21 protein-coding genes are annotated in these 22,296 nt (G+C 65.6%); 13 read left to right on the forward strand and 8 right to left on the reverse strand.

From position 1 onward, the window contains the following. Positions 1 to 5: 5 nt before the first annotated feature. Positions 6 to 725 (forward strand): prolyl hydroxylase family protein, encoded by a 720-nt coding sequence (locus J2S32_RS08010; RefSeq protein ID WP_253520070.1) that lies wholly within the window; start codon positions 6 to 8, stop codon positions 723 to 725. Between the two features lie 34 nt (positions 726 to 759). Beyond that, a complete protein-coding gene (locus J2S32_RS08015) occupies positions 760 to 1,329 on the forward strand; it encodes a hypothetical protein (protein WP_253520071.1) in 570 nt (189 codons plus the stop codon). Positions 1,330 to 1,815: 486 nt separating this feature from the next. Here J2S32_RS08015 and ruvB read toward each other — a convergent pair whose 3' ends face one another. Next, on the reverse strand, positions 1,816 to 2,841 hold the full coding sequence (ruvB, locus tag J2S32_RS08020) for a Holliday junction branch migration DNA helicase RuvB (RefSeq protein ID WP_253520075.1): 1,026 nt from the start codon (positions 2,839 to 2,841) through the stop codon (positions 1,816 to 1,818). Positions 2,842 to 2,969: 128 nt separating this feature from the next. Between ruvB and J2S32_RS08025 the strand changes: the two genes are divergently transcribed. Next, positions 2,970 to 3,305, forward strand: a complete 336-nt coding sequence (locus J2S32_RS08025; RefSeq protein WP_253520077.1) for a GIY-YIG nuclease family protein — start codon at positions 2,970 to 2,972, stop codon at positions 3,303 to 3,305. 41 nt (positions 3,306 to 3,346) lie between these two features. On the opposite strand, the gene J2S32_RS08030 is transcribed toward J2S32_RS08025, so the two are convergent. Continuing rightward, positions 3,347 to 3,874 carry a DsrE family protein gene (locus J2S32_RS08030; protein ID WP_367398976.1) on the reverse strand — a complete coding sequence of 176 codons (528 nt, stop codon included), beginning with the start codon at positions 3,872 to 3,874 and terminating at the stop codon, positions 3,347 to 3,349. Positions 3,875 to 3,876: 2 nt separating this feature from the next. Beyond that, positions 3,877 to 4,482, reverse strand: a complete 606-nt coding sequence (ruvA, locus tag J2S32_RS08035; RefSeq protein ID WP_253520081.1) for a Holliday junction branch migration protein RuvA — start codon at positions 4,480 to 4,482, stop codon at positions 3,877 to 3,879. 79 nt (positions 4,483 to 4,561) lie between these two features. Between ruvA and aroC the strand changes: the two genes are divergently transcribed. The 6 genes from aroC to katG all read left to right on the forward strand — a co-directional run bounded on the left by aroC (position 4,562) and on the right by katG (position 12,844). After that, positions 4,562 to 5,629 (forward strand): chorismate synthase, encoded by a 1,068-nt coding sequence (gene aroC, locus J2S32_RS08040; protein WP_253520083.1) that lies wholly within the window; start codon positions 4,562 to 4,564, stop codon positions 5,627 to 5,629. Positions 5,630 to 5,694: 65 nt separating this feature from the next. Further along, complete coding sequence (locus J2S32_RS08045; RefSeq protein WP_253520087.1) at positions 5,695 to 6,792, forward strand: sensor histidine kinase; 1,098 nt, start codon at positions 5,695 to 5,697, stop codon at positions 6,790 to 6,792. 152 nt (positions 6,793 to 6,944) lie between these two features. Continuing rightward, the gene (gene ahpC, locus J2S32_RS08050; RefSeq protein ID WP_253520100.1) at positions 6,945 to 7,511 is read left to right on the forward strand and encodes an alkyl hydroperoxide reductase subunit C; all 567 of its coding nucleotides are present in this window, start codon (positions 6,945 to 6,947) and stop codon (positions 7,509 to 7,511) included. Positions 7,512 to 7,677: 166 nt separating this feature from the next. After that, a complete protein-coding gene (gene ahpF, locus J2S32_RS08055; RefSeq protein WP_253520102.1) occupies positions 7,678 to 9,267 on the forward strand; it encodes an alkyl hydroperoxide reductase subunit F in 1,590 nt (529 codons plus the stop codon). 378 nt (positions 9,268 to 9,645) lie between these two features. Then, positions 9,646 to 10,482, forward strand: a complete 837-nt coding sequence (locus J2S32_RS08060; RefSeq protein WP_253520104.1) for a hypothetical protein — start codon at positions 9,646 to 9,648, stop codon at positions 10,480 to 10,482. A 145-nt stretch (positions 10,483 to 10,627) separates the two neighbouring features. Beyond that, the gene (gene katG / locus J2S32_RS08065; protein WP_253520115.1) at positions 10,628 to 12,844 is read left to right on the forward strand and encodes a catalase/peroxidase HPI; all 2,217 of its coding nucleotides are present in this window, start codon (positions 10,628 to 10,630) and stop codon (positions 12,842 to 12,844) included. Between the two features lie 267 nt (positions 12,845 to 13,111). Here the strand turns inward: katG and J2S32_RS08070 are convergent, their stop codons facing one another. From J2S32_RS08070 to J2S32_RS08080, 3 genes are read right to left on the reverse strand one after another with little or no spacing between them, the layout of a single operon-like run. Beyond that, positions 13,112 to 13,669, reverse strand: a complete 558-nt coding sequence (locus tag J2S32_RS08070; protein WP_253520117.1) for a Smr/MutS family protein — start codon at positions 13,667 to 13,669, stop codon at positions 13,112 to 13,114. Next, positions 13,666 to 14,850 (reverse strand): murein transglycosylase A, encoded by a 1,185-nt coding sequence (gene mltA / locus J2S32_RS08075; RefSeq protein ID WP_253520120.1) that lies wholly within the window; start codon positions 14,848 to 14,850, stop codon positions 13,666 to 13,668. The genes J2S32_RS08070 and mltA overlap by 4 nt, the downstream gene beginning before the upstream one ends. Before the next feature lie 26 nt (positions 14,851 to 14,876). Then, positions 14,877 to 15,530: a Tim44/TimA family putative adaptor protein gene (locus tag J2S32_RS08080; RefSeq protein ID WP_253520132.1), complete on the reverse strand. Its 654-nt coding sequence runs from the start codon at positions 15,528 to 15,530 to the stop codon at positions 14,877 to 14,879. Between the two features lie 252 nt (positions 15,531 to 15,782). On the opposite strand from J2S32_RS08080, the gene secB reads away from it, so the two are divergent. The 4 genes from secB to J2S32_RS08100 all read left to right on the forward strand — a co-directional run bounded on the left by secB (position 15,783) and on the right by J2S32_RS08100 (position 19,829). After that, positions 15,783 to 16,319, forward strand: coding sequence for a protein-export chaperone SecB (secB, locus tag J2S32_RS08085; RefSeq protein WP_253520134.1), 537 nt, complete (start codon positions 15,783 to 15,785; stop codon positions 16,317 to 16,319). A 30-nt stretch (positions 16,320 to 16,349) separates the two neighbouring features. Beyond that, positions 16,350 to 17,915, forward strand: a complete 1,566-nt coding sequence (gene murJ / locus J2S32_RS08090; RefSeq protein WP_253520136.1) for a murein biosynthesis integral membrane protein MurJ — start codon at positions 16,350 to 16,352, stop codon at positions 17,913 to 17,915. A 30-nt stretch (positions 17,916 to 17,945) separates the two neighbouring features. Beyond that, positions 17,946 to 18,959 (forward strand): tryptophan--tRNA ligase, encoded by a 1,014-nt coding sequence (gene trpS / locus J2S32_RS08095; RefSeq protein ID WP_253520139.1) that lies wholly within the window; start codon positions 17,946 to 17,948, stop codon positions 18,957 to 18,959. A 165-nt stretch (positions 18,960 to 19,124) separates the two neighbouring features. Beyond that, complete coding sequence (locus tag J2S32_RS08100) at positions 19,125 to 19,829, forward strand: DUF4136 domain-containing protein (protein ID WP_253520141.1); 705 nt, start codon at positions 19,125 to 19,127, stop codon at positions 19,827 to 19,829. A gap of 71 nt (positions 19,830 to 19,900) precedes the next feature. Here J2S32_RS08100 and dut read toward each other — a convergent pair whose 3' ends face one another. After that, positions 19,901 to 20,362: a dUTP diphosphatase gene (dut, locus tag J2S32_RS08105; protein WP_253520146.1), complete on the reverse strand. Its 462-nt coding sequence runs from the start codon at positions 20,360 to 20,362 to the stop codon at positions 19,901 to 19,903. Continuing rightward, entirely contained in the window at positions 20,355 to 22,115 is a 1,761-nt protein-coding gene (locus J2S32_RS08110) for a bifunctional phosphopantothenoylcysteine decarboxylase/phosphopantothenate synthase (RefSeq protein ID WP_253520148.1), read from the reverse strand. Before J2S32_RS08110 ends, dut begins: the two co-directional genes overlap by 8 nt. Between the last annotated feature and the right edge of the window lie 181 nt (positions 22,116 to 22,296).

Here is a 22,296-nt window from a genome sequence, read left to right on the forward strand (position 1 = left end):
GTAGCATGTCGGTCTTTGACCGCCTGTCACAGCTGCTGGGGCGCGCCGAACCCGATCCGCAGGCCGATCCCGCCATCATGCGCGCGATCGGCACTACGGTTCGCGAACGGCTGCTGGCCGACCCGCGCGTTGAACCGCGTGGCGGGGGGGAAGCCGACCTGTTCCTGATGCGCGGACTGCTGACGCAGCAGCAATGCCGCAAGCTGATCACGGTGATCGACAGCCGCATCCAGCCTTCGGTGCTGTTTTCGGACAAGGCATCGCCGCGCGGACGCACCAGCTCGACCCACTTCTTCGCCAAGGACCTGCCCGAAACCAAGGCGCTGGCGCGCAAGATCGGCGCGGTCACCGGCATCGCGCCGGTCCATGCTGAGCCACTGCAAGGCCAGCGCTATCGCGAAGGCGAGGAATATCGCCACCACCGCGACCATTTCCGCCCCGACCGCCCGCACTGGCAGGTCGAGCGGCGACGCGGCGGGCAGCGCAGCTGGACCGCAATGGTCTATCTCAATGCGGTAGAAAGCGGCGGCGAAACCGAGTTTCCCGAGCTCGACCTCAGGATCGTTCCCGAACCCGGCCTGCTGGTGATGTGGGACAATATGGACCGCAGGGGGCAGCCCAACCGCGCGACGCGGCATGCCGCGCTACCCGTTGGCGCAGGCACGAAATACGTCGTGACGCAGTGGTATCGGCAAGGCGAATGGAGCCTCAGCCAGCGCGATTGAGCGCGATCGGCGTGGGCCTTAGGCCGCGCGTTTGATGCGAAACTTGCGGCGCCCGAGGATCGCGGCGGCGGCAAAACCGAACAGCGCCATCATCGGCGGGGCGGGCACATCGGTGCCGCTGCTGCTGCCCGAGGTCGACGAACTGGTCGACGACGAGGTCGAGCTCGATGTCGAGGTGGAAGACGAAGTCGAACTCGACGTGCTCGTCGAGGACGAGCTGCTCGTGCTGGTGGTGACGTTGCCGCTCGAAGTCGAGACTTCGCCGGTCGAGGTCGAGACGCTGCCGGTAGAGGTCGAAACTTCGCCGGTAGAGGTCGAGATCGACCCGGTCGAAGTCGAGGTCGACGTGCCGCCGGTCGAGGTGGTCGTGGAGACATCGACGATCACATCGGGCGTGTCGCCGCCGGTGGTGGTGGTCGAATTGACGATCACGCTGCCGCCGCCGCTCGATCCGGAAAAGAAGCCGCCAAAGAAACCGCCGCCGCCGAAGCCGCCGCCACCCGAAGTGCTGCTGCCGCCGATCGAGCGCGATGCGCCGCCACCGCGGACCGGCGCGGCTGCGGGCAGCGGCGGGACGGGAACGGGCGCCATCGCCTGGCGATAGACGGGCGGGCAGATATTGTTCGGGCTGTTGGCCGCTGCGGGCGAATCGGCAGGCACGCATTCGACGGGGCGCGGAATCGTCCGCGCCCGCGGCACGGTCGGCCGGGGTACGGCGCGCGGGGTCGCCTGCTTGACGTATTTGACCGCCTTCGACTTATATTGCGGGTTGTCGGAGATCGGACGCTCGGCGACATGCACCGCACCGCCCGCAAGCAGCGCGCCACCCGCCGCGGTGGCCGAGAGTTTGGCGAGAGCTGACTTGACCGACATAACTGTGACTTCCTGTTGCGACCGAGGAAAAGGGTTCTTTTTCCGTCCCTTACCACGATCCGGATGTACTCCGGCGAATCCCTTCCTCGGGGACTCGCCAATCTTTACGTTTCGCGGTACGCCTAGAAAGTAAATTTTTCGCCGAAATGCGAGCTTTGCGCAAGCCCCGTCCCGTTTCGGGACCGTCCAGCGGTGCTTTACTACCGCTGCGGTAACCTCATTTGTCGAACATGTTTCCCTGCGGTGTGGAGGGCGGGGCCAGCCCCAGATGCAGCCAGCCGCCATCGTTGAGACAGCGCCCGCGCGCGGTCCGCGCAATCAGGCCGAGCTGGATGAGATAGGGCTCGATCACCTCCTCGACCGTGTCGCGCGGCTCGCTGAGACCTGCCGCCAGCGTTTCCACCCCGACCGGCCCGCCCTTGTAGGTGGTGGCGATCATGGTGAGATAGCGCCGGTCCATCGCGTCGAGACCGAGGCCATCGACTTCGAGCCGGGTGAGCGCATCGTCGGCCACGCGGCTGGTCACCACCGCCTCGCCCAGCACGCTGGCGAAATCGCGCACGCGGCGCATCAGCCGCCCCGCCACGCGCGGTGTTCCGCGGCTGCGGCGGGCGATCTCGCGCGCGCCGCCCTCGTCGATCCCCATGCCGAGCAGCCCTGCACCGCGCGTGACGACGCGGAGCAGTTCGTCCTCGGTGTAGAAATTGAGCCGCACCGGGATACCGAACCGGTCGCGCAGCGGCGTGGTCAGCAGCCCCTGCCGCGTGGTCGCGCCGACCAGCGTGAACGGCGGAAGGTCGATCCGCACGCTGCGCGCGGATGGCCCTTCGCCGATGATGATATCGAGCGCCCGGTCTTCCATCGCCGGGTAAAGCACTTCCTCGACCACCGGATTGAGCCGGTGGATCTCGTCGATGAACAATACGTCGTGCGGCTCGAGATTGGTCAGCAGCGCGGCCAGGTCGCCTGCTTTGGCGATCACCGGCCCGCTGGTGGCGCGGAAGCCCACGCCCAATTCCTTGGCGACGATCTGCGCCAGCGTGGTCTTGCCGAGCCCCGGCGGGCCGAAAAACAGGACATGGTCCATCGCCTCGCCGCGGCCCTTCGCGGCCTCGACGAACACGCGCAGATTCTCTCGCGCCGCCTTCTGCCCGACGAATTCGGCGAGGCTCTTGGGGCGCAACGCAGCGTCGGGGTCCTCGGGCTGGCGCTCGGGCGTGTGGAGGGGAACGGGCTCGGTCATTGAGGCGCTCTACCAAGCTGGAAGATGTATCCTGCAACCGGTTCGGGACGACGGAGACAGAACCGTTCTCGACCCAATCCGTCACCCTGAACTTGTTTCAGGGTCCATGTCGCGACACGCTCCCCGTCATGCAAGTTGATCGCGAGCCCTGCTTCTACATCCTCGCCAGCCAGCCGCGCGGGACGCTGTATATCGGCGTGACAAGCAGCCTCATCCAACGGCTCTACCAGCACCGGCAAGGCATCACCGGTGGTTTCACCAGCCGCTACGGAGTCCACCGTTTGGTCCGTTTCGAGATGTTCGGCAACATGGAGCTTGCGATCATGCGCGAGAAGCAATTGAAGCGTTGGCACCGTCAATGGAAAATCAATCTGGTCGAACGAGACAATCCGCATTGGGTAGATCTTGCGATCGACCTTGGGTTTGATCCGCTTGCTCCGAGCAGGGCGAAAGATGGATCCTGAAACGAGTTCAGGATGACGGAGGCTTGAGGTTTCCTCTCTCTTCAAAACGGGTTCACCGTATAGCCCGCCTGCTGCAACTGCGCATGCGCGGTCATGGCGGAGAGCGCGAGTTCGACGCCCGGGATGAGATCCGCCTCGGCCAAGCCATGCGCCGCAGCGCTCTGGCCGCAGACGATGAAGCGCACGCCGTAGTCGAGCAGCTGCGTGACCATGTAGTGCGAGCCATTGCTTGTCTCATCGTCGCGCAGATCGTGGACCGCCTTGCCATGCACGACCACCGCGACCCGCATGTTCGCCGGGTCGACCGCGTGCGAGGCATGCATGTTGATGAAGCGTGCGGCGCTTTCGAACCCGCGGTTGCGCGTGCCCGTATCGGCCTGCCCGGCGACGTCGAAGGCGATCGCGAATTCGGTATCGGGGGCGAAGGTGTCGATGCCTTCGACCGGGGCGTGGGCACCGAACTCCTCGAAGATCGGCCCGGTGCGAAACGCGCTCATGTCCTGTGCGCCTGCCGCAGTGGCCAGCAGCGCACCCGCAGCTGCCAGAATAGTGAATCGTATCGCCGTCATCGTCATCCTGCCGCCTTCTTCAATGCCACGCGGATCAACTCGCCCTCGCCCGCACCCTCGCCCAGTTCGCCCTGCGCCGCGGCCACCGCGCGCGCGGCGACTGCGGGCTTGAAACCGAGGTTCTCCAGCGCGCTCACCGCATCGGCGCTGGCGCCGCCTGCCAGAGTTGCGCCTAGGCCAGCGCCCGCCGTACCGCCACCCGGCAGCGCGCCCGCCTTGTCCTTCAGTTCGTTGACGATCCGCCCCGCCAGCTTCGGCCCGACGCCATTGGCGCGCGCGACCGTGGCCGCATCGCCCTGCGCGCAGGCCTGCTGCACTTCGCCGATCGACAGCGCCGAGAGGATTGCCAGCGCGACCTTGCTGCCCACGCCCTGCACCTGCGTCAGCAGGCGGAACCAGTCGCGCTCCGCCGCCTCGGCAAAACCGAGCAGCCGCATGTCGTTCTCGCTCACCTGCAGATCGGTAAAGACGGTGCAGGCTTCGCCCACCTCGCCCAGCGCGGCGAGCGTCTTGGACGAGCAATGCACCAGATAGCCCACGCCCGCGACATCGATCACCGCCCAGTCGGTACCGGTTTCGTCGAGCAGGCCCTTCAGCTTCGCAATCATGGTTTGTTCTTGGCCCTCAAGAAGGATTTGGTCCAGCGAGAATGGACAGGCGCCCACAGTTGCGGGCATGAGACGAGGCATGAGCTGGAACACCTTCGGACGGACGCTGCGCTTCACCACCTGGGGCGAGAGCCACGGACCCGCGATCGGCGCGGTCGTCGATGGGTGCCCGCCGGGGCTGCCGCTGGCCGAAGAAGACATCCAGCCCTTCCTCGATGCGCGCAAGCCGGGGCAGAACAAGTTCACCACCCAGCGCAAGGAACCCGATGCGGTGCGGATCCTGTCGGGCGTCTTCGAAGGCACCACCACCGGCACGCCGATCTCGCTGCTTATCGAGAACACCGACCAGCGCTCGAAAGATTATTCCGAGATCGCCAACACCTACCGCCCCGGCCATGCCGATTACGCCTATGATGCCAAATACGGGCTGCGCGACTATCGCGGCGGTGGGCGCAGCAGCGCACGCGAAACCGCGATGCGCGTGGCCGCGGGCGCGGTGGCGAGGCTGGTGATCCCCGAGGTTTCGATCCTCGCCTATGTCGCCGAGATCGGCGGCGATGCGGTGGACCCGGCGAATTTCGATGTCGACGAGATCGCGCGCAATCCCTTCTGGTGCCCCGATGCGGTCGCCGCGAAACGGTGGGAGGCGCTGGTCGACGAGGCGCGCAAGGCGGGGTCTTCGCTGGGCGCGGTGGTCGAATGCGTCGCCACCGGCGTGCCCGCCGGATGGGGCGCACCGATCTATGCCAAGCTCGACAGCGATCTGGCGGCGGGGATGATGAGCATCAATGCGGTCAAGGGCGTCGAGATCGGCGACGGCTTCGGCGCGGCGCGTCTGACCGGCGAACAGAACGCCGACCCGATGCAGCCGGGCAATGACGGCCCGCGCTTCGCCGCCAACCACGCCGGGGGGATCGCCGGGGGCATTTCGACCGGCCAGCCGGTCACCTGCCGCGTCGCGTTCAAGCCAACCAGTTCGATCCTCACGCCCGTGGACAGTATCACACGCGGCGGCGAGGCGACCGAAGTGCGCACCAAGGGGCGGCACGACCCCTGCGTCGGCATCCGCGGTACCCCGGTGGTCGAAGCGATGATGGCGCTGGTTCTGGCCGACCACAAGCTGCTGCACCGGGCGCAATGCGGATAAGGCGCCTTGGCGAGCCAATACCGCAAATCCATTGTTCTGCCCGAACAAGCCGCTAGGGACACCCTGTGACACCCGGCAAGCATCCCCAGGAAGAGGAACGGCTGCGCGAACTGCGCCGCTATGGCATCCTCGATACCGAGCGCGAGCGCGATTTCGACGAGATCGTCGAACTGGCTTCCGAACTGTGCGGCAAGGCGGTCTCGGTGGTGAATTTCATCGATGACGACCGCCAGTGGTTCAAGGCCGAAGTCGGCCTCGGCGTGCGCTCGACCCCGCTCGACACCAGCTTGTGCGGTCATGTGATCCTGCAGGACGATTTCGTCGAGATCCCCGACACGCTGGCCGATCCGCGCATGGCGGACAATCCGCTGTGCACCGAGGAGCCGGGATTCCGTTTCTACGCGGGCGCGGTGCTCAAGGGCGCGAACGGCCTGCCGCTGGGCACGCTCTGCGTGCTCGATCACAGTCCCGGCACGCTCAACGATACCCAGCGCCGCGTGCTGAAGGTCCTCGCACGGCAGGTGATGCGCGAACTCGACCTGCGGCTGTCACTGGAACGCGAGACCGCACTGCGCCGCGAGATCGACCACCGGGTCAAGAACTCGCTCGCTTCGCTGGGGGCGATCCTCGCGATGCAGGCGCGGCGGTCGGACGACCCCGCAGTGCGCGCAGTGCTCGAGGAAGCCGGCGGGCGCGTCCGCGCGCTTGCCTCGCTGCATGCCGAACTGCACGGCTTCGACGATGGCCGCAGCGTCGATATCTCGTCGCTGTTCAACCGGGTCGAAACCGATTTCCGCCAATTGCTGCCCAAGGGCATCCAGCTTGCCATCACGGTCAAGGGCGACCGGGCCAGCGCCGAGCTCGCCAATGCGCTGCTGCTGACAGTCAACGAATTCGTCTCCAACGCGCTCAAGCACGGGTTTCCCGATGGCACGGGGACGATTGCAGCGCGGATCGCGGTCAATACCGAAGGCTGGTCGCTGGTGTGCAGCGACAATGGCGGCGCCGATGCCGAAGCGGCCGATCGCGCAGCGGCGGGAGCGGGTCTGGGTACGCGCGTGATCGCCTCGCTCGCCCATTCGATCGGCGCGCAACCCGCCTGGCGCGCGGTGGATGGCGGGATGCAGTTGACCCTGCGCGGCGAGCGTCAGGACGACAGCTGAGCCGCGCGTGGAAGCTTTCGCAGCCGGAAAACATCGTTCCACGTCTGTGATAGAAAATTCCGATGCTCGCAATCGCAACATATCGCTTTTGTGCATCGCAACAATGCCTATCTGACACTCTCGAGTTTCAACCCGAACAACGGAGTACACCCATGGGTATCATCGGATCGCAGATCAAACCGTTCACCGCCACCGCCTTCCAGGCCGGCAAGGACTTTTTCGAAGTCACCGACGAAGACGTGAAGGGCAAGTGGGCCATTTTCTTCTTCTACCCGGCCGACTTCACTTTCGTATGCCCGACCGAGCTCGAAGACCTCGGCGAGCAGTATGCGATGCTCCAGAAGATGGACGTCGAAGTCTATGGCGTGTCGACCGACACCCATTTCAGCCACAAGGCATGGCACGACACCTCGGAAAAGATCGGCAAGCTGCAGTTCCCCTTCCTGGGTGACCAGAACCACGTTCTCGCACGCAATTTCGACGTGCTGCGTGAAGGCGTCGGCCTTGCCGACCGGGCGACCTTCGTGGTCGATCCCGAGGGCGTGATCCAGATCATGGAACAGACCTGCGAAGGCGTCGGCCGCAATGCCAACGAACTCGCGCGTAAGATCAAGGCGGCACAGTACGTCCGCGCCAACCCCGGCCAGGTCTGCCCGGCAGCCTGGGAAGAAGGCAGCGACACGCTGGCCCCTTCGCTCGACCTCGTCGGCAAGATCTAGGCGTTAAGCCAAGCGAAAGATCGGGCGTCCTAGCGGCGCCCGCACAAGAGCCCGGGATTCGTCCCGGGACACTGGAAGGCCCGGGGCACCCCCCTCCCCCCGCCCCGGGCCTTTTCCTTCCCCGAATTTTCGAACGTCCGTTTCCCTTCCCGCCCGGAGTCCGCCCATGCTCGACGCAACGATGACCCAGCAACTCAAGACCTATCTCGCCAATCTGCGCGAGCCGGTCGAGCTCGTCGCCTCGCTCGGCGATGACGACAAGAGCGCGCAGACGCGCGAACTGCTCGAGGAAATTTCCGCGCTGCACGATCTCGTCAGCGCGAGCTTCGACGGCACCGACGAGCGCAAGCCCAGCTTCGTGATCCGCCGCGGCAGCGATGCGGAGAAATGGGTCCGCTTTGCCGGCCTCCCGATGGGGCACGAGTTCACCTCGCTGGTGCTCGCGCTGCTGTGGGCCGGCGGGCATCCGCCCAAGGTCGATGCCGACCTGCTCGAACAGGTCCGCGGGCTGGAGGGTGATTTCAATTTCGAGATGTATTTCTCGCTGTCGTGCCACAACTGCCCCGACGTGGTGCAGGCGCTGACGCTGATGGCGCTGGAAAACTCGCGCATCACCGCGACGCTGATCGAAGGCGGCAGCTTTCAGGACGAGGTCGAGCGCCGCGATATCATGGCGGTGCCCGCGACCTTCCTCAACGGCGAACCCTTCTACAACGGCAAGCTCGAACTGGCCGAGATCCTCGCCAAGATCGACAAGGGCAGCGAAGCCAAGGCAGCCGAGAAGCTGGCAGCCAAGGACCCGTTCGAAGTGCTGGTGGTGGGCGGCGGGCCGGCCGGCGCGGCGACCGCGATCTACACCGCGCGCAAGGGTTTTCGCACCGGCATCGCCGCCGAACGCTTCGGCGGGCAGCTGCACGACACGCTCGGCATCGAGAACCTGCCCGGCACGCCCTATACCGAAGGGCCCAAGCTAGCGGGCGAGCTCAAGCGCCATGTCGGCGAATACGACATCGATGTGATGGACCTCGCGCGCGCGGTGAAGCTGGTGCCTGCCAAGCAGGAAGGCGGCCTGCACACGGTCGAACTGGGCAATGGCGCGCGCCTGAAAGCACGCAGCCTGATCCTCGCGACCGGTGCGCGCTGGCGCAATCTCGGCGTGCCCGGCGAAGCCGAATATCGCAACAAGGGCGTCGCCTATTGCCCGCATTGCGACGGTCCGCTGTTCAAGGGCAAGCGCATCGCGGTCATCGGCGGCGGCAATTCGGGCGTCGAAGCGGCGATCGACCTGGCCAAGATCGTCGGCCACGTGACGCTGGTCGAATATGACGACAAGCTGCGCGCCGACGAAGTGCTGCAGGCCAAGCTGCGCAGCATGGACAATGTCGAGATCGTCACCAGCGGCCAGACCACCGAGATCACCGGCCGTGACGGCAAGGTCGACGGGATGATCGTCAAGGACCGCGCAAGCGGCGACGAACGCCGTATCGAGCTCGAAGGCGTGTTCATCCAGATCGGTCTCGTGCCCAATACCGAGTGGCTGCAGGATAGCGGGCTTGAACTGACCAAGCATGGCGAGATCGCCACCGACGAGGAAGGCCGCAGCAATCTGCCCGGTATCTTCGGCGCGGGCGATGTGACCGATGTGCCGTACAAGCAGATCGTGGTGGCAATGGGGGAAGGTTCGAAAGCGGGCCTGTCGGCTTTCGACTACCTGATCCGCACCGAACCGGTCGAGGACATCGCGCAAGCGGCCTAGACTTCTGCCTTTCCCCTCCCTGACTTGCGAATATATAGAATTGAAGTAGTATTCGCGAGCTGGGAGGGGGGCAAATTGGCGAATAATAGAAAATTTATATCGGCTTTGGCCGTGGCGGCACTTGCCGCATCCTGCACTGGCTCTGGGGATGACGGGCGTGGTCCAGCTAGTGGACCGGTGGAAACGCCGACGCCCGTCCCCACGCCGCCACCCCCACCACCTCCTCCTCCGCCACCTCCACCGCCGCCAGTTCCCGATCCACCACCCTCACCGACACCCACGTGGACGGCCTCGCCGGACCTGCCGCCCCGCACAGGCTCACAGCCTGCCCACATCGAGCCGATTGTCGCGGGAAGTTCCGGATACGATAGCTACGCGATGCTGGTGCAGGCCCATTCGGAGGCCGCAAACTGGCTCACCGGAGGCGACAGCGGCACGCTGACGGAAGAAGGGCTGCAGTCGATCCTGGGGGCGTGCGAGGAATTGAATGTCCGCCCCCGCGCTTGTGCTTCCAGAATTGTCAATCGCACCCGTCCCTTCGAGACCATGCGCGATGAGGCAGCTGCAGAGGCAGCACTGCTCTTGCGGGAATGCAGCGCATCGCAAACTCTCGGGGAATGCCGGCAGGATATCGAGGACGCCCGGTACGTCCGGGACCAGAACATCGGCCTCGCCGAACCGGCCACTCTCCAGATGCGCCAGTCCGAGCGGATTGATTGGCTGGTGTCGATAAAATCGACCGATCTCGGGTTCGATCCGGGTCGGCGCAACATCACCGTCCCCTCTCCGACCGAGGCCGATCCTGACCGCCGCGCACGCGTCGAAAACGCAGTTGTCTATACCGAGAACACCTGTTTCGTTCTGGAATACGACCCGCAGGAATTCGACGTGGCGGCAGATCGCAGCTGCCCGGAATACCGGGGTGGTTCCATTCCCTACACTGCCAAGTGGAAGGTGAAGCCGCTGAAATCCGGTGAGCGCCAAATCTCCATCAGTGCGGTGTATGTCCGCGATGGCCGCGAATTCGGCACCGCAACGGTCCCGCCCAGCCCGTTCAAGATTGAGGTGGAAGACTGGAAAGTAGCGTGGATCAAGGACCTTGAGCTGTGGCAGCAGCTCCTTGCCGCAGTCGGACTGATATTTACCACGGTAATGGGGTGGAAAATCTGGCAGCTGTTTCGGGGTCGGAATAAATCCGGTCCAGGCGAGGGATAAAGCATCGTCCCGGGCTTCGTGCGCGCCTCGACGAGTGATCGCACAAGGCAATCAATTCGACGCAATTAATCGATTGGACGAATTACAGGATTTGGCCCATTCCTTCATCTGTAAGATTTTCCGAGTCTAGATGGAGAGATGAACGATGGACGCTAAAACCGGTGAGATGAGTGGCTGCCCCTTCAGTGGCAACGGGGGCACGCGTGCCCTCCTCGGTCGCAACAATCGCGACTGGTGGCCCGACCAGCTGCAGATCGAAATCCTCCAGACTGGTGGGCGCAATCCCGACCCGATGGGCGACGACTTCGATTATTGCGAAGCCTTCAACGCGCTCGACTATGCTGCGGTGAAGCGCGATCTGACCGCGCTGATGACCGACAGCCAGGAATGGTGGCCGGCGGATTACGGGCACTATGGCCCGTTCTTCATCCGCATGGCGTGGCACGCGGCGGGTACCTATCGCACCGGCGACGGCCGCGGCGGCGCCTCGAGCGGGCAGCAGCGCTTCGCCCCGCTCAACAGCTGGCCCGACAATGGCAATCTCGACAAGGCCCGGCGCCTGCTGTGGCCGATCAAGCAGAAATACGGCAAGCACCTCAGCTGGGCCGACCTGTTCGTGCTCACCGGCAATGTCGCGATCGAATCGATGGGCGGGCCGGTGTTCGGCTTCGGCGGCGGCCGCAAGGACGTGTTCGAGCCCGAACTGGTCTATTGGGGTTCGGAAGAAAAGTGGGTCGACGAGGGTGTCGAGACGCGCATTATTCCCGATGAGGGCAAGGCGCTCGAAAACCCGCTCGCGGCGATCCAGATGGGCCTGATCTACGTCAATCCCGAAGGCCCGGGCGGCAATCCGCACGATGCCGAGGGCATGGCGCGCGACATGCGCGAAACCTTCGCCCGGATGGCGATGAACGACGAGGAAACCGTCGCGCTGACCGCGGGCGGCCACGCCTTCGGCAAGTGCCATGGCGCAGCCCCGTCGGACACGTTCGGCGGCGGCCCCGAAGGCGAAGGCCTGCACTCGATGGGCTTCGGCTGGCTGACCGACCCCGAGGAAATCGGCAAGGGTCACATCACCACGTCGGGTATCGAAGGGGCCTGGACCCCCAACCCGACGCAGTGGGGCAACGATTATTTCCGCCTGCTGTTCAAATATGACTACGAGCTCACCCAGAGCCCGGCAGGCGCGAACCAGTGGACGCCGATCAACCCCGAGCCAGAGGACATGGCGCCTGACGCGCGGGACCCGAACAAGAAGGTCCCGACGATCATGACCACCGCCGACATGGCGCTCAAGCGCGACCCCGAATATCGCAAGATTTCGGAACGCTTCCGCGACGATCAGGCGGCGCTCGACGATGCCTTTGCCCGCGCGTGGTTCAAGCTGACCCACCGCGATATGGGCCCCAAGGTCCGTTACCTGGGTCCCGACGTCCCTTCCGAAGAAATGATCTGGCAGGACCCGGTCCCCGCCGGAACCACGCCTTCGGACAGCGCCGTGGCCGAGTTCAAGAAGGCCGTGCTGGGCAGCGGGCTGAGCGTTCGCGAACTGGTCAAGGCAGCCTGGGCTTCGGCTTCGACCTATCGCAATTCGGACCATCGCGGCGGCGCCAACGGCGCGCACATCCGCTTCGATGAGCTGAGGAACTGGAAGGTCAACGATCCCGAGGAACTGGGCAAGGTGCTGGCCAAACTCGACGAGCTGCGCGGCGATATCTCGATGGCCGACGCCATCGTGCTGGGCGGCGCGGCGGCGATCGAGAAGGCGGCCAAGGACGGCGGCTTCGACATCACCGTACCGGTTACCACCGGCCGCGGCGATGCCCGTGAAGACCAGTTCGATGCCGAGAGCTGGGAGCCGCTCGAGCCCTTCGCCGATGGCTTCCGCAACTACCTCAAGACCAAGGCCGAGGTGAAGACCGAGGACATGCTGGTCGACCGGGCGCACCTGCTCGGTCTGTCGATGCCCGAAATGACCGTGCTGGTGGGCGGCATGCGCGCACTGGGCGCAGTGTCCAAGCACACGCAGCACGGCAACGACATCGGCGTGCTGACCGATCGCCCCGGCGTGTTGTCGAACGACTTCTTCGTCAACCTGCTTCACATGGGCACGGTCTGGGAAGTCATCGACGAGAGCGGCGACGAGGAATTCGTCGGCAAGTGCCGTCTCAAGGGCGATGTCAAATGGCACGCCACCCGCACCGACCTCGTCTTCGGCGCGAACTCGCAATTGCGCGCCGTCGCCGAAGTCTATGCCGAGAACGGGCACGAGCGGAAGTTCGTCGACGATTTCGTCGCCGCCTGGACCAAGGTCATGGACGCCGATCGCTTTGACATCATGTATCAGAAGTATCATAATTGATGGACAGACGGCCTGGCTGGTCGTCCACCGAGAGCCCCCGACCACGTGTCGGGGGCTTTTTTGTTGTCTTCTCACCAACTTGCCCGCGAATCGGCGCGAGGAGGTGAACGGGACCGAGCGCGGTCTGAAGGCAGCCCAGGCGGGCGCAAGCGGCGCCAGTGCCGCTACGAGCTACCTAACTACCCAGCTATTTCGCGCCTCTGGCGCACAATTTGTCACATTTCGTGGGTTGTTGCCCCGCGCGGTCGCCGGCCCTGGGCCGTCCGATCAGCGTTCGCGCTTGAGGACGATATATAGCGCGCCGTCGCCGCCATGGCGCTGGTGCGCGCGGCGCACGGCGGCGATAGCGGAATGGTGGCTCGAGGCGGCCAGCCAGTCGAGCACCTTGGCGCGGATTGCACCGCGCCGCGACGCACGGTCCGCCGCTTCGACCGGACGCGCTTTCCCTGTCACCAGCAGGATCGTGCGCGCGCCGATGGCCCGGGCCTGCGCCACCCCGCTCATCAGGCGGTCATAGGCGGCGTCAAGATTGTGGCCATGCAGGTCGAGCGTGAGTTCGGGCTGGAGTGTCCCCGATTTGAGCCGCCGGTCCCAATGCGAATCGAGCCCGCGGTCCTGCACCGCGACCGGTTTGGGCGGCGCTATCGGCGCTGGCCGGGGTGGTGGCACGGGCGCGCGTCTGACCGGTTTGGGCGGTGCGGGCGGCTTGGGCGCGACAACCGCTTTCGGCTGCACCGGTTTGCGCGGATGCAGCGGGGCCACGGTGGCAGCCAGCTTTTCCCACGCCTCCGCCTCTTCGGAAGATAAACCGCGCGGGGAACTCACCGGCGCGATTCAAGGCGGTCGAGCGTGCCGCGTGGCAGGAGTACCAGCGCCGACCCGCGCGCGCTCATGCCGCCCGCGATCTCGCGCGCATCGGCGCCATTGCCCCAGAAGGTATCGAAGCGGTTGGCGCCCTTGATCGCCCCGCCCGTATCCTGCGCGATCCACAGACCGTCGGCGACGCCGCGATCCATGTCGAGGAAGACCGGCGCCCCGTAGGGGACGAACAGCGGATCGACCGCGACCGAGGCTTCGCGCCGCACGGGTACGCCAAGCGAACCCAGCGGGCCGTCTGTGTTGAGTTCGCGGAAGAAAATCCAGCTCTTGTTGAGCCGCATGATGTCGCGTCCATCGGCAGGATTGTCGCGGATATACTCCATGATGCCCTGCATCGAGGTGGCATAGGGCGTGCCCTCGCCGATCATCCCGCGTTCGCGCATGACGCGCCCGATGCCGACATATTCGCGCCCGTTCTGCGCCGCATAGCCGATCCGCATCAACTCGCCATCTGGCAGGCGGACCAGCCCCGAGCCCTGGATCTGGAGAAAGAAGAATTCGACCGGATCGGCGGCCCAGGCGATCTCGAGCCCGCGATTGGCCAGCGCGCCGAGTTCGATCTGGGTGCGGTCGTAGAACAGCACGAACTTGCCGCTGGCATCATACCGACCCAGCGGCGGCCGGCCGGTGCGTTCGCTTTCGGGCACGTCTTCGGGCCATGCGCGGACGAGTTCGGGCGGCGGGGCGTAGATCGGCACGTCGTAGCGGGGCGCGCGCGTGCGGCTCCCGCGTATCTCGGGTTCGAAATAGCCGGTGGCGAAGGCCGCGCCATCGCCGACCCGCGCGGTTTCGAAATAGCTGGTGAAGAAGCGCCGCGCATCGGACACCGGCCAGCTTGTCGCGGCCTCGCAGGCGGGGCGCCAGTCCTCGGCGAAGGTCAGCCCGCTCTGGTCCTCGCGCGTAAGCACGGCCGGGCAGGATTCGAGGAAGGACACGAGCGCGGTGCCGGCATCATCGGGGGTAATTCCCAGCGCATCGACATCGACCCCGCGCACCAGCGGCGAAAAAGCGGCGCTGGATACGGTACCCGGCGGCAGCGGAACCGCCACTTTGGGCGCGGTGTCGGGTACCATGCGCACGCAGGCGGCCAACATCATGGTTGCCGCGATCACCAGCAGATAGCGCATTGTCCCTCCCCGGGTTGCGCGGAGCGTCAGCCCTCGTCGGTCTCGTCGAGGATCCAGTTGGGATTGGCAGCACCGACATGGCGACTGAAAGTCCACACGTCGCGGCTTTCGATCGCATCGTCGAGCGAGCCGGCGATGACGGTGCCGTCGCTGTCGCGTGTCACGGCAGCGATATCGGCGACGAACAATACCGCGATGCGCGCGGTACGGCCATCGATTTCGGCCGATCGCACGGTCGCGTCCTCGATCCGGATGAGGCGGTTGTCGAGCGTTTCTCCCGCTGCCTCGCGCGCGTCGATCGCACCGGCGAAGCTGTCATAGACATCGTCGTCGGTCAGTTGGCGCAGCGTGTCCTTGTCGCCCTTCCAGAAGGCTTCGAGGATCACGCCATAAGCGCTCTTCGCCCCGTCGAGGAAGCCGAGCAGGTCGAAGCCCGGTTCGGCGGCGGCAATCGCGCGGATACCCGCTTCATTGGCCGGGGCGCGGTTGTCGCCCGCGCGCAGCACCACCGGCTGACGGACCGCGCGCGGCGCATTGTCTGCCTGCGGCGGGGTATCGCTGCGTTCGAAACGGTGCGGAATCGCCTCTTCCTCGTGCTCCGACCGGCGGCCGAGCACCGAATAGAGCCGCAGCCCGAGAAAGGCGGCGATCATGGCGAGGATGACGATCTCGGTGATCACGGTAATAACCTGCTTCCCAACTTCATTCCGGCGGCAACGCCCCCGGCAGTCCAACATTTGTCCTGCCCTAGATAGGAAAGAAATACAAACCGGCAATGGTCCTGCGATGAACGGGAGCCCGCGCTGCGCGCGGTCGCGGGCTGCGGATTGCTACGCGCGCCCGACAGTGCTAGTCGCGCGCACCGACGGTCCGGCGCGGCCCATGGCAGCGCGCGCGACCAGCAAAATCGGATAATTGGAAAGCGAATTCTCATGGCCGACGAAGGCGACGTTCTCACCGACCTCAACATGGATCCCGCAGCCGGCGCCAATGGGGCCGACACGCAGCCCAGCGCAGGCGTGATCTCGCAATATATCAAGGACCTTTCGGTCGAGAACCCCAATGCCCCGGCCTGCTTCCAGTGGACCGAGCAGCCGCAGCTCGACGTGCAGGTCAATATCGCCGCCGACAAGGTCGCCGACGATGTGCACGAAGTCACGCTCAAGGTGACCTGCACCGCCAAGACCAGCCAGGGTAATCTCTACCTCATCGACCTCGACTATTGCGGGTTGATGGGCATGCGCAACCTGCCCGACGAGCACGCGCACGCGTTCCTGTTCGCCGAAGCGCCGCGCATCCTGTTCCCCTTCGCCCGCCGCGTGATTGCCGATGCCAGCCGCGACGCGGGCTTCCCGCCGCTGATGCTCGATCCGATGGATTTCGGTGCGCTCTACCAGCAGCAGCTGGCCGCGCGCGCGCAGGAACAGCAGCAGGGCGAAGGCGCGATCCCGCCCGCCGGCGAGGCATAGGGCGCTGAACCGCAGCCGGGGCTCTGACGCGTGAGCCTGCTCAAGAACGTCGGGACGATCGGCGGGCTGACCGCGGTCAGCCGCGTGTTCGGCTTCGTGCGCGACATTCTGGTCGCGCGCGTGCTGGGCGCGACGCCGATGGGCGATGCGTGGCAGCTCGCGTTCATGCTGCCCAATATCTTCCGCCGGCTGTTTGCCGAGGGCGCCTTCGCCAGCGCCTTCGTGCCGCTGTTCAACCGGCGCATGGTCGAAGGGCGAAGCGAAGCGCAGCGCTTTGCCGAAAGCGTGCTGTCGATCCTGCTGCCGATCCTGATCGTGTTCGGCGCGATTGCGATGATGGTGATGCCGTGGGTGGTCGCCTATTTCGCGCCCGAAGGGCTCGAACGCGATCCCGAGGCCTTGCCGATCGCGGTGATGATGGCGCAGATCACCTTTCCCTACCTGCTGTTCATGAGCCTTGCGACGCTGGTCGCCGCAGTGCTCAATTCGCTCTCGCGCTTTGCCGCGGCGGCGGCGGCACCGATCCTGCTCAACCTCTGCCTGATTGCCGCGCTGCTCTATGGCGCATCGCTCGGCGACAGCGTGATGGCGCGGCGCGAAACCGCCTTCTGGCAATCGGTCGCGCTCAGCGCCTCGGGGCTGCTCCAGCTGGTCTGGCTGTCGTTCTGGATGCACCGCGCGGGCTTTCGCATCCGCATGGTCCTGCCGCGCGTATCGCCGGGGGTGAAGGAGCTGGGCATATTGATCGTGCCTGCCGTGTTCGGCGCGGGGATCTACCAGATCAGCCGCTTCGTCGACCTGTTCTTCCTCTCCACGCTGCAGGTCGGCAGCTATACCTATCTCGCAATGGCCGACCGCTGGAACCAGCTGCCGCTGGGCATCATCGGCATCGCGCTGGGCACCGCGATCCTGCCCGCGCTGTCGCGCTATCTCGCGCGCTCCGAAGATGCCGAGGCGCAGCGCCTGCAATCGAATGCGATCGAGCTGGCGATGCTGCTGACCGTGCCGGCCGCGGTCGCGCTGTTCGTCGCGGGAAGCGCCTTCACCCGCGTGTTCTTCGCCGGCGGCGCGTTCAGCGTGGAAGACGCGATGATTACCGGCACGGTGGTCAGCGGGCTGGTCATCGGGCTGCCCGCCTATGTGCTGGTCAAGGTGCTGACGCCCAATTTCTTCGCCCGCAAGGACACCCGCACCCCGGTCTTCACTGCCGCGGTCTCGCTGGTGATCACGGTGGGCCTCAACATCCTGCTGGTCCCGCGCCTGGGCGTGCTGGCGCTGGCGATAGCGGGGTCGATCGGCGCATGGTGCAATGTCGCGCTGCTTTATGCGATCCTTGCCCGGCGCGGATATTTCCGCCTGCCGCCGCGGATTGCGGGGCGCATCGTGCGGATCGCGATCGCCGCGCTGGCGATGGGGGCGGCGCTGTGGCTGCTGATGGACCCGCTCGACCCGTGGTTCGACGGCACGGTGCTCGAACGCACCGGCGGGATTGCCGCGGTGACATTGACGGGCAGCGCGGTCTACGGCATCGCGGCCTTCCTTCTGGGGGTCCTCGACCGGGATACGATCGCCCGGCTGCTGCGCCGCCAGACCTGAACTTGATTGAGAGAATTCATGCGCCCTGAAATGCGGGTAGTCTCCGGCATCCAGCCCACCGGCAATCTCCACCTCGGGAATTACCTCGGGGCGATCCGCAATTGGGTGCGCATGCAGGACGAGATGAAGGACGGCGAACAATGCCTGTTCTTCCTCGCCGATCTGCACGCCATTTCGATGCCGCACACCCCGACCGAGTTGCACAAGGCCACGCTCGAAATGGCTGCGGCCGTCGTTGCCTGCGGGATCGACCCGCAGCGCAGCGTATTGTTCAACCAGGCGCAGGTGCCCGCGCATGCCGAACTGCAATGGCTGCTCAACGGCACCGCGCGGATGGGCTGGCTCAACCGCATGACGCAGTGGAAGGACAAGGCAGGCAAGAACCGCGAAGGCCAGTCGGTCGCGCTGTTCGGCTATCCCGTGCTGCAGGCGGCCGACGTGCTGCTCTACCAGACCACGCATGTGCCGGTGGGCGAAGACCAGAAACAGCATCTCGAGCTGGCGCGCGACATTGCGCAGAAGTTCAACAACGATTTCGCCAGCGAGGATGCGCCGGTCTTCACCCTGCCCGAAGCGATCACCCCGCCGCAGGCTGCGCGGATCATGAGCCTGCGCGACGGGTCGAAGAAGATGAGCAAATCCGACCCGTCCGAAATGAGCCGGATCGAGCTGGCCGACGATGCCGACACGGTGATGAAGAAGGTCAAGAAGGCCAAGACCGACCCCGAACCGCTGCCGAGCGAGGCCAAGGGCCTGGTCGGCCGACCCGAAGCGCTGAACCTGGTGACCATCTACGCCGCAGTCACCGAGAATACGGTCGATGCGGTGCTGGGCGAGTTCGGGGGCGAGGGTTTTGGCAAGTTCAAGCCCGCGCTGGGCGAATTGCTGGTCGAGACGCTGCGCCCGATCTCGACGCGCTTCAACGAGCTGCTCGGCGATCGCGAGGCGCTCGATGCGATCCTTGCGCGCGGTGCCAGCCATGCGCGCGAGTTGGGCCGCCCGACGCTCGATGCGGCTTACACCGCGCTCGGCCTCGTTCGCTGACGCGCGCACCGGTGCAACATATGTGAATCGGGATATTCAATCCGGGTTCATCGACGGACCGCTAAATCCCCGGACATTCGCCGCCAATCCAGCGCGGCAGATTGGCGGGCTGCACGGGCGTGGAAAATCGTGTATTCCCCGCCCGTTACTCGAAAGGTATTGAGTATGACCAACCTGAAACAGGGTTGGGGGCGCAAACTCAAGCTCGCCTCCGTTCCCATGATCCTCGCGGGCCTTGCAGCCTGTGCCACCCCGTTCAAAGCGGATGTTTCGCGCTTCCAGTCGCAGCTGCCCGCCCCGCAGGGCGAAAGCTATGCCGTGGTCGCCGATGACCCGGCGCTCGCCGGCGGGCTCGAGTTCGCGCAATATGCCGATCTCGTCGAAGCGCAGATGACGCGCCTTGGCTATACGCAGGCGGCTTCGGTCGATGACGCATCGCTGCTGGTGCGGTTCGACTACACGGTCGACAAGGGCCGCGAGCGCGTGCGTTCGACGGGCTTCCGCGATCCGTTCTATTCGCCCTGGTACGGCTACACCGCACGCGGCTACCGCGCGCGTCCGGGCTATTACAGCCCGCGCTATTACGGCAGCCATTGGGGCTACGGCTTCAACGATCCGTGGTTCGGCGGGCCCGAAGTGCGCAGCTACACCGTCTATACCAGCGGCATCGATCTGAAGATCGACCGCGCAGCCACCGGCGAGCGCCTGTTCGAAGGCGAGGCGCAGGCCGTATCGACCTCGAACCGGCTGCAATATCTGGTGCCGAACCTGGTCGAAGCTATGTTTACCGATTTCCCCGGCAATTCGGGTGAGACGGTGCGCATCTCGATCGCGCCGGAAAAGACCACCGTGCGCCGGATCGAAGACTGACGATAGCTTCCCGGACGGGATGAGACGAGAGAGGGCGGTTCCGGATCGGGCCGCCCTTTTTCATGCGCGGGTCAGGCGAGCTTGGCGTGACCGCCAGTCGAACCGAACCCGCCCGCGCCGCGCGTGGTGGTGTCCAGTTCGTCGACCTCTTCCCACGCGGCCTGCGTGACGGGCGCAAGGACCAGCTGCGCGATCCGGTCGCCGCGCTGGATCGCAAAGTCGCCGGCGCCGTGGTTGATCAGGATTACCTTGAGCTCGCCGCGATAATCGCTGTCGATCGTGCCGGGCGTATTGGGCACGGTAATGCCGTGTTTGAGTGCAAGGCCCGAGCGCGGGCGCACCTGGATCTCGTACCCTTGCGGGATTGCCACGGCGAGACCGGTTGCCACCGCATGCCGCTGGCCAGGCGCGATCACGCAATCTTCGGCTGCGAGCACATCCATCCCCGCCGCATCGCTGGTGGCATAGGCGGGCAGGGCCAGCCCCTCGCCATGCGGCAAGCGTTTGAGACGCACACCCACGGGATCAGTCATGGTCGTCCTCTACGGGGGCGAGCGCGGCGGCGGCGCGGCGCACCAGTTCGCGCGCAACGTCTTCCTTGGGCATTTCGGGCAGGCTTTCGACCCCGCCCGAGGTGACGATATGAACCTGGTTGAGATCGCCGCCCATCACGCTGTTGCCTTCATTGCTCGAGACATTGTTGGCGATGATCCAGTCGGCGCCCTTGCGCTTGCGCTTCGACTTGGCGTTTTCGATCACATTCTCGGTCTCGGCGGCGAAACCGATCAGCAAGGTCGGCCGCTTGCGCCCTGCCGCAGTGCCCGCGAGGATATCGGGGTTCTCGGCCAGGATCAGCGCGGGCGGTGCGGAGCCGCGCTTCTTCATTTTCTCGCCCGCGACATGGCGGCTCTTCCAGTCGGCGACCGCAGCAACCATGAAGGCGATATCGACCGGCAATGCGCGGCGCACTTCCTCGGCCATATCCTCGGCGGTTTCGACATCAACGCGGTCGACACCCACCGGGGTGGGCAAATGCACCGGTCCCGCGATCAGCGTGACCCGCGCACCGGCAGCGGCGGCCATGGCGGCAATCGAAAAGCCCTGCTTTCCGCTCGACCGGTTGGCGATATAGCGCACCGGATCGATCGGTTCATGCGTCGGTCCGGCGGTGATCAGCACATGCTTGCCGTAAAGCGGGCGGTGCTCGGGATCGGGATCGAAGGCGGCCTGCCCGGCGAGCGGCGAATCGTCGAAGGCAATTTCCGCGGTCTGCACATCATTGGCGATCTGCTGCGGCATGGCGCGCGCTTCCTGCGCCGCCGGATCGAAACCGAGCGCTGCGGGATCGGTCGGCGGGGCGGACGACGCCTTGCCCTTTTTGGCGAGGATCGGCCCGGCATCGGCGCCCTCGGGGATGGGCACGTCGAGCGGATCCAGCGGGCCGGGCATATCCGGCTCCGGTTCGGCTTCGGATTCGGGCTCGGCTTCGAGATCGGCCTCGATCTCGTCATGGCTGCGCTGCTCGGTCGAGCGCGGGATGATCATCGAGAGCAGTTCGCCCAGCCCGCCGCCGCCCTGTTCGGCTTCGCCCTCATCTTCGGCCTCGATGTCAGCTTCGGCCTGTTCCTCGACCTCCGCTTCCGCTTCGGGTTCGCGCGCCGTGAGGACATCGTCCACAGGTGCCTGCGCCACCGGCGCGGCGAGCTGCGCCGCAGCAGGCGGGGCCAGTTCGGGCACTTCGATATCGAGATCGAGCTCCGCGGCGATGCGGCCCAGAATCGCGGGCGGTTCGGGCATCCGCCCGGGACCGAATTCCCCGCAGGCCATCGGGCCTTCGTCGGGATCCATCACCGCGACGCCCGCCTGCCGCAGCCAATCGGCATTGCGCTGGGTCGCGTGATGTTCCCACATCTTCACATTCATCGCCGGAACGGTCAGCACCGGCTTGTCGGTGGCGAGGATCAGCGTGGTCGCCAGATCGTCGGCAATGCCCGCCGCCATTTTTGCCAGCATATCGGCGGTGGCGGGGCATACGACCACCAGGTCGGCCTCGCGGCTGAGCTGGATATGGCCCATCTCGACCTCGTCCTTGAGATCGAACAGCGAGGTATAAACCTTGTTCTCGCTCAGCGCGGCGAGCGCCATCGGGGTGACGAATTGCTGGCCGCCTTCGGTCAGCACGCAGGTCACCTCGCCGCCCGCCTTGCGGATCAGGCGGACAAGCTCGCACGCCTTGTAGGCCGCGATGCCCCCGCCGATGACGAGCAGGATCCGCGGACCGCTCATGCGGTGCGCCCTGCGGCTTGAGGCATGCTCGCGCGGGTCCGCGCGGATCGGCGAATGGATACCCATTGTGTCATCGCTGCGCTTGCTAGCGCCCCCCATCGATCATGGCCAGCGGGTTGCGCTGGCGTTTTTCCCATTACGCCTTAACCTTACGAGGTGAAAAAAACGGAAACGGGGGAGG

Source organism: Qipengyuania citrea (assembly GCF_024171405.1).
GTDB classification, from domain to species: Bacteria; Pseudomonadota; Alphaproteobacteria; order Sphingomonadales; family Sphingomonadaceae; genus Qipengyuania; species Qipengyuania profunda.

Excerpts from the sequence above, each read along its gene's own strand:
- J2S32_RS08010 (WP_253520070.1), top strand. The coding sequence starts at position 6 with ATGTCGGTCTTTGACCGCCTGTCACAGCTGCTGGGGCGCGCCGAACCC.
- J2S32_RS08015 (WP_253520071.1), top strand. The coding sequence starts at position 760 with ATGCGAAACTTGCGGCGCCCGAGGATCGCGGCGGCGGCAAAACCGAAC.
- ruvB (WP_253520075.1), bottom strand. The coding sequence starts at position 2,841 with ATGACCGAGCCCGTTCCCCTCCACACGCCCGAGCGCCAGCCCGAGGAC.
- J2S32_RS08025 (WP_253520077.1), top strand. The coding sequence starts at position 2,970 with ATGCAAGTTGATCGCGAGCCCTGCTTCTACATCCTCGCCAGCCAGCCG.
- J2S32_RS08030 (WP_367398976.1), bottom strand. The coding sequence starts at position 3,874 with ATGACGGCGATACGATTCACTATTCTGGCAGCTGCGGGTGCGCTGCTG.
- ruvA (WP_253520081.1), bottom strand. The coding sequence starts at position 4,482 with ATGATTGCGAAGCTGAAGGGCCTGCTCGACGAAACCGGTACCGACTGG.
- aroC (WP_253520083.1), top strand. The coding sequence starts at position 4,562 with ATGAGCTGGAACACCTTCGGACGGACGCTGCGCTTCACCACCTGGGGC.
- ahpC (WP_253520100.1), top strand. The coding sequence starts at position 6,945 with ATGGGTATCATCGGATCGCAGATCAAACCGTTCACCGCCACCGCCTTC.
- ahpF (WP_253520102.1), top strand. The coding sequence starts at position 7,678 with ATGCTCGACGCAACGATGACCCAGCAACTCAAGACCTATCTCGCCAAT.
- J2S32_RS08060 (WP_253520104.1), top strand. The coding sequence starts at position 9,646 with ATGCTGGTGCAGGCCCATTCGGAGGCCGCAAACTGGCTCACCGGAGGC.
- katG (WP_253520115.1), top strand. The coding sequence starts at position 10,628 with ATGGACGCTAAAACCGGTGAGATGAGTGGCTGCCCCTTCAGTGGCAAC.
- mltA (WP_253520120.1), bottom strand. The coding sequence starts at position 14,850 with ATGCGCTATCTGCTGGTGATCGCGGCAACCATGATGTTGGCCGCCTGC.
- secB (WP_253520134.1), top strand. The coding sequence starts at position 15,783 with ATGGCCGACGAAGGCGACGTTCTCACCGACCTCAACATGGATCCCGCA.
- trpS (WP_253520139.1), top strand. The coding sequence starts at position 17,946 with ATGCGGGTAGTCTCCGGCATCCAGCCCACCGGCAATCTCCACCTCGGG.
- J2S32_RS08100 (WP_253520141.1), top strand. The coding sequence starts at position 19,125 with ATGACCAACCTGAAACAGGGTTGGGGGCGCAAACTCAAGCTCGCCTCC.
- dut (WP_253520146.1), bottom strand. The coding sequence starts at position 20,362 with ATGACTGATCCCGTGGGTGTGCGTCTCAAACGCTTGCCGCATGGCGAG.
- J2S32_RS08110 (WP_253520148.1), bottom strand. The coding sequence starts at position 22,115 with ATGAGCGGTCCGCGGATCCTGCTCGTCATCGGCGGGGGCATCGCGGCC.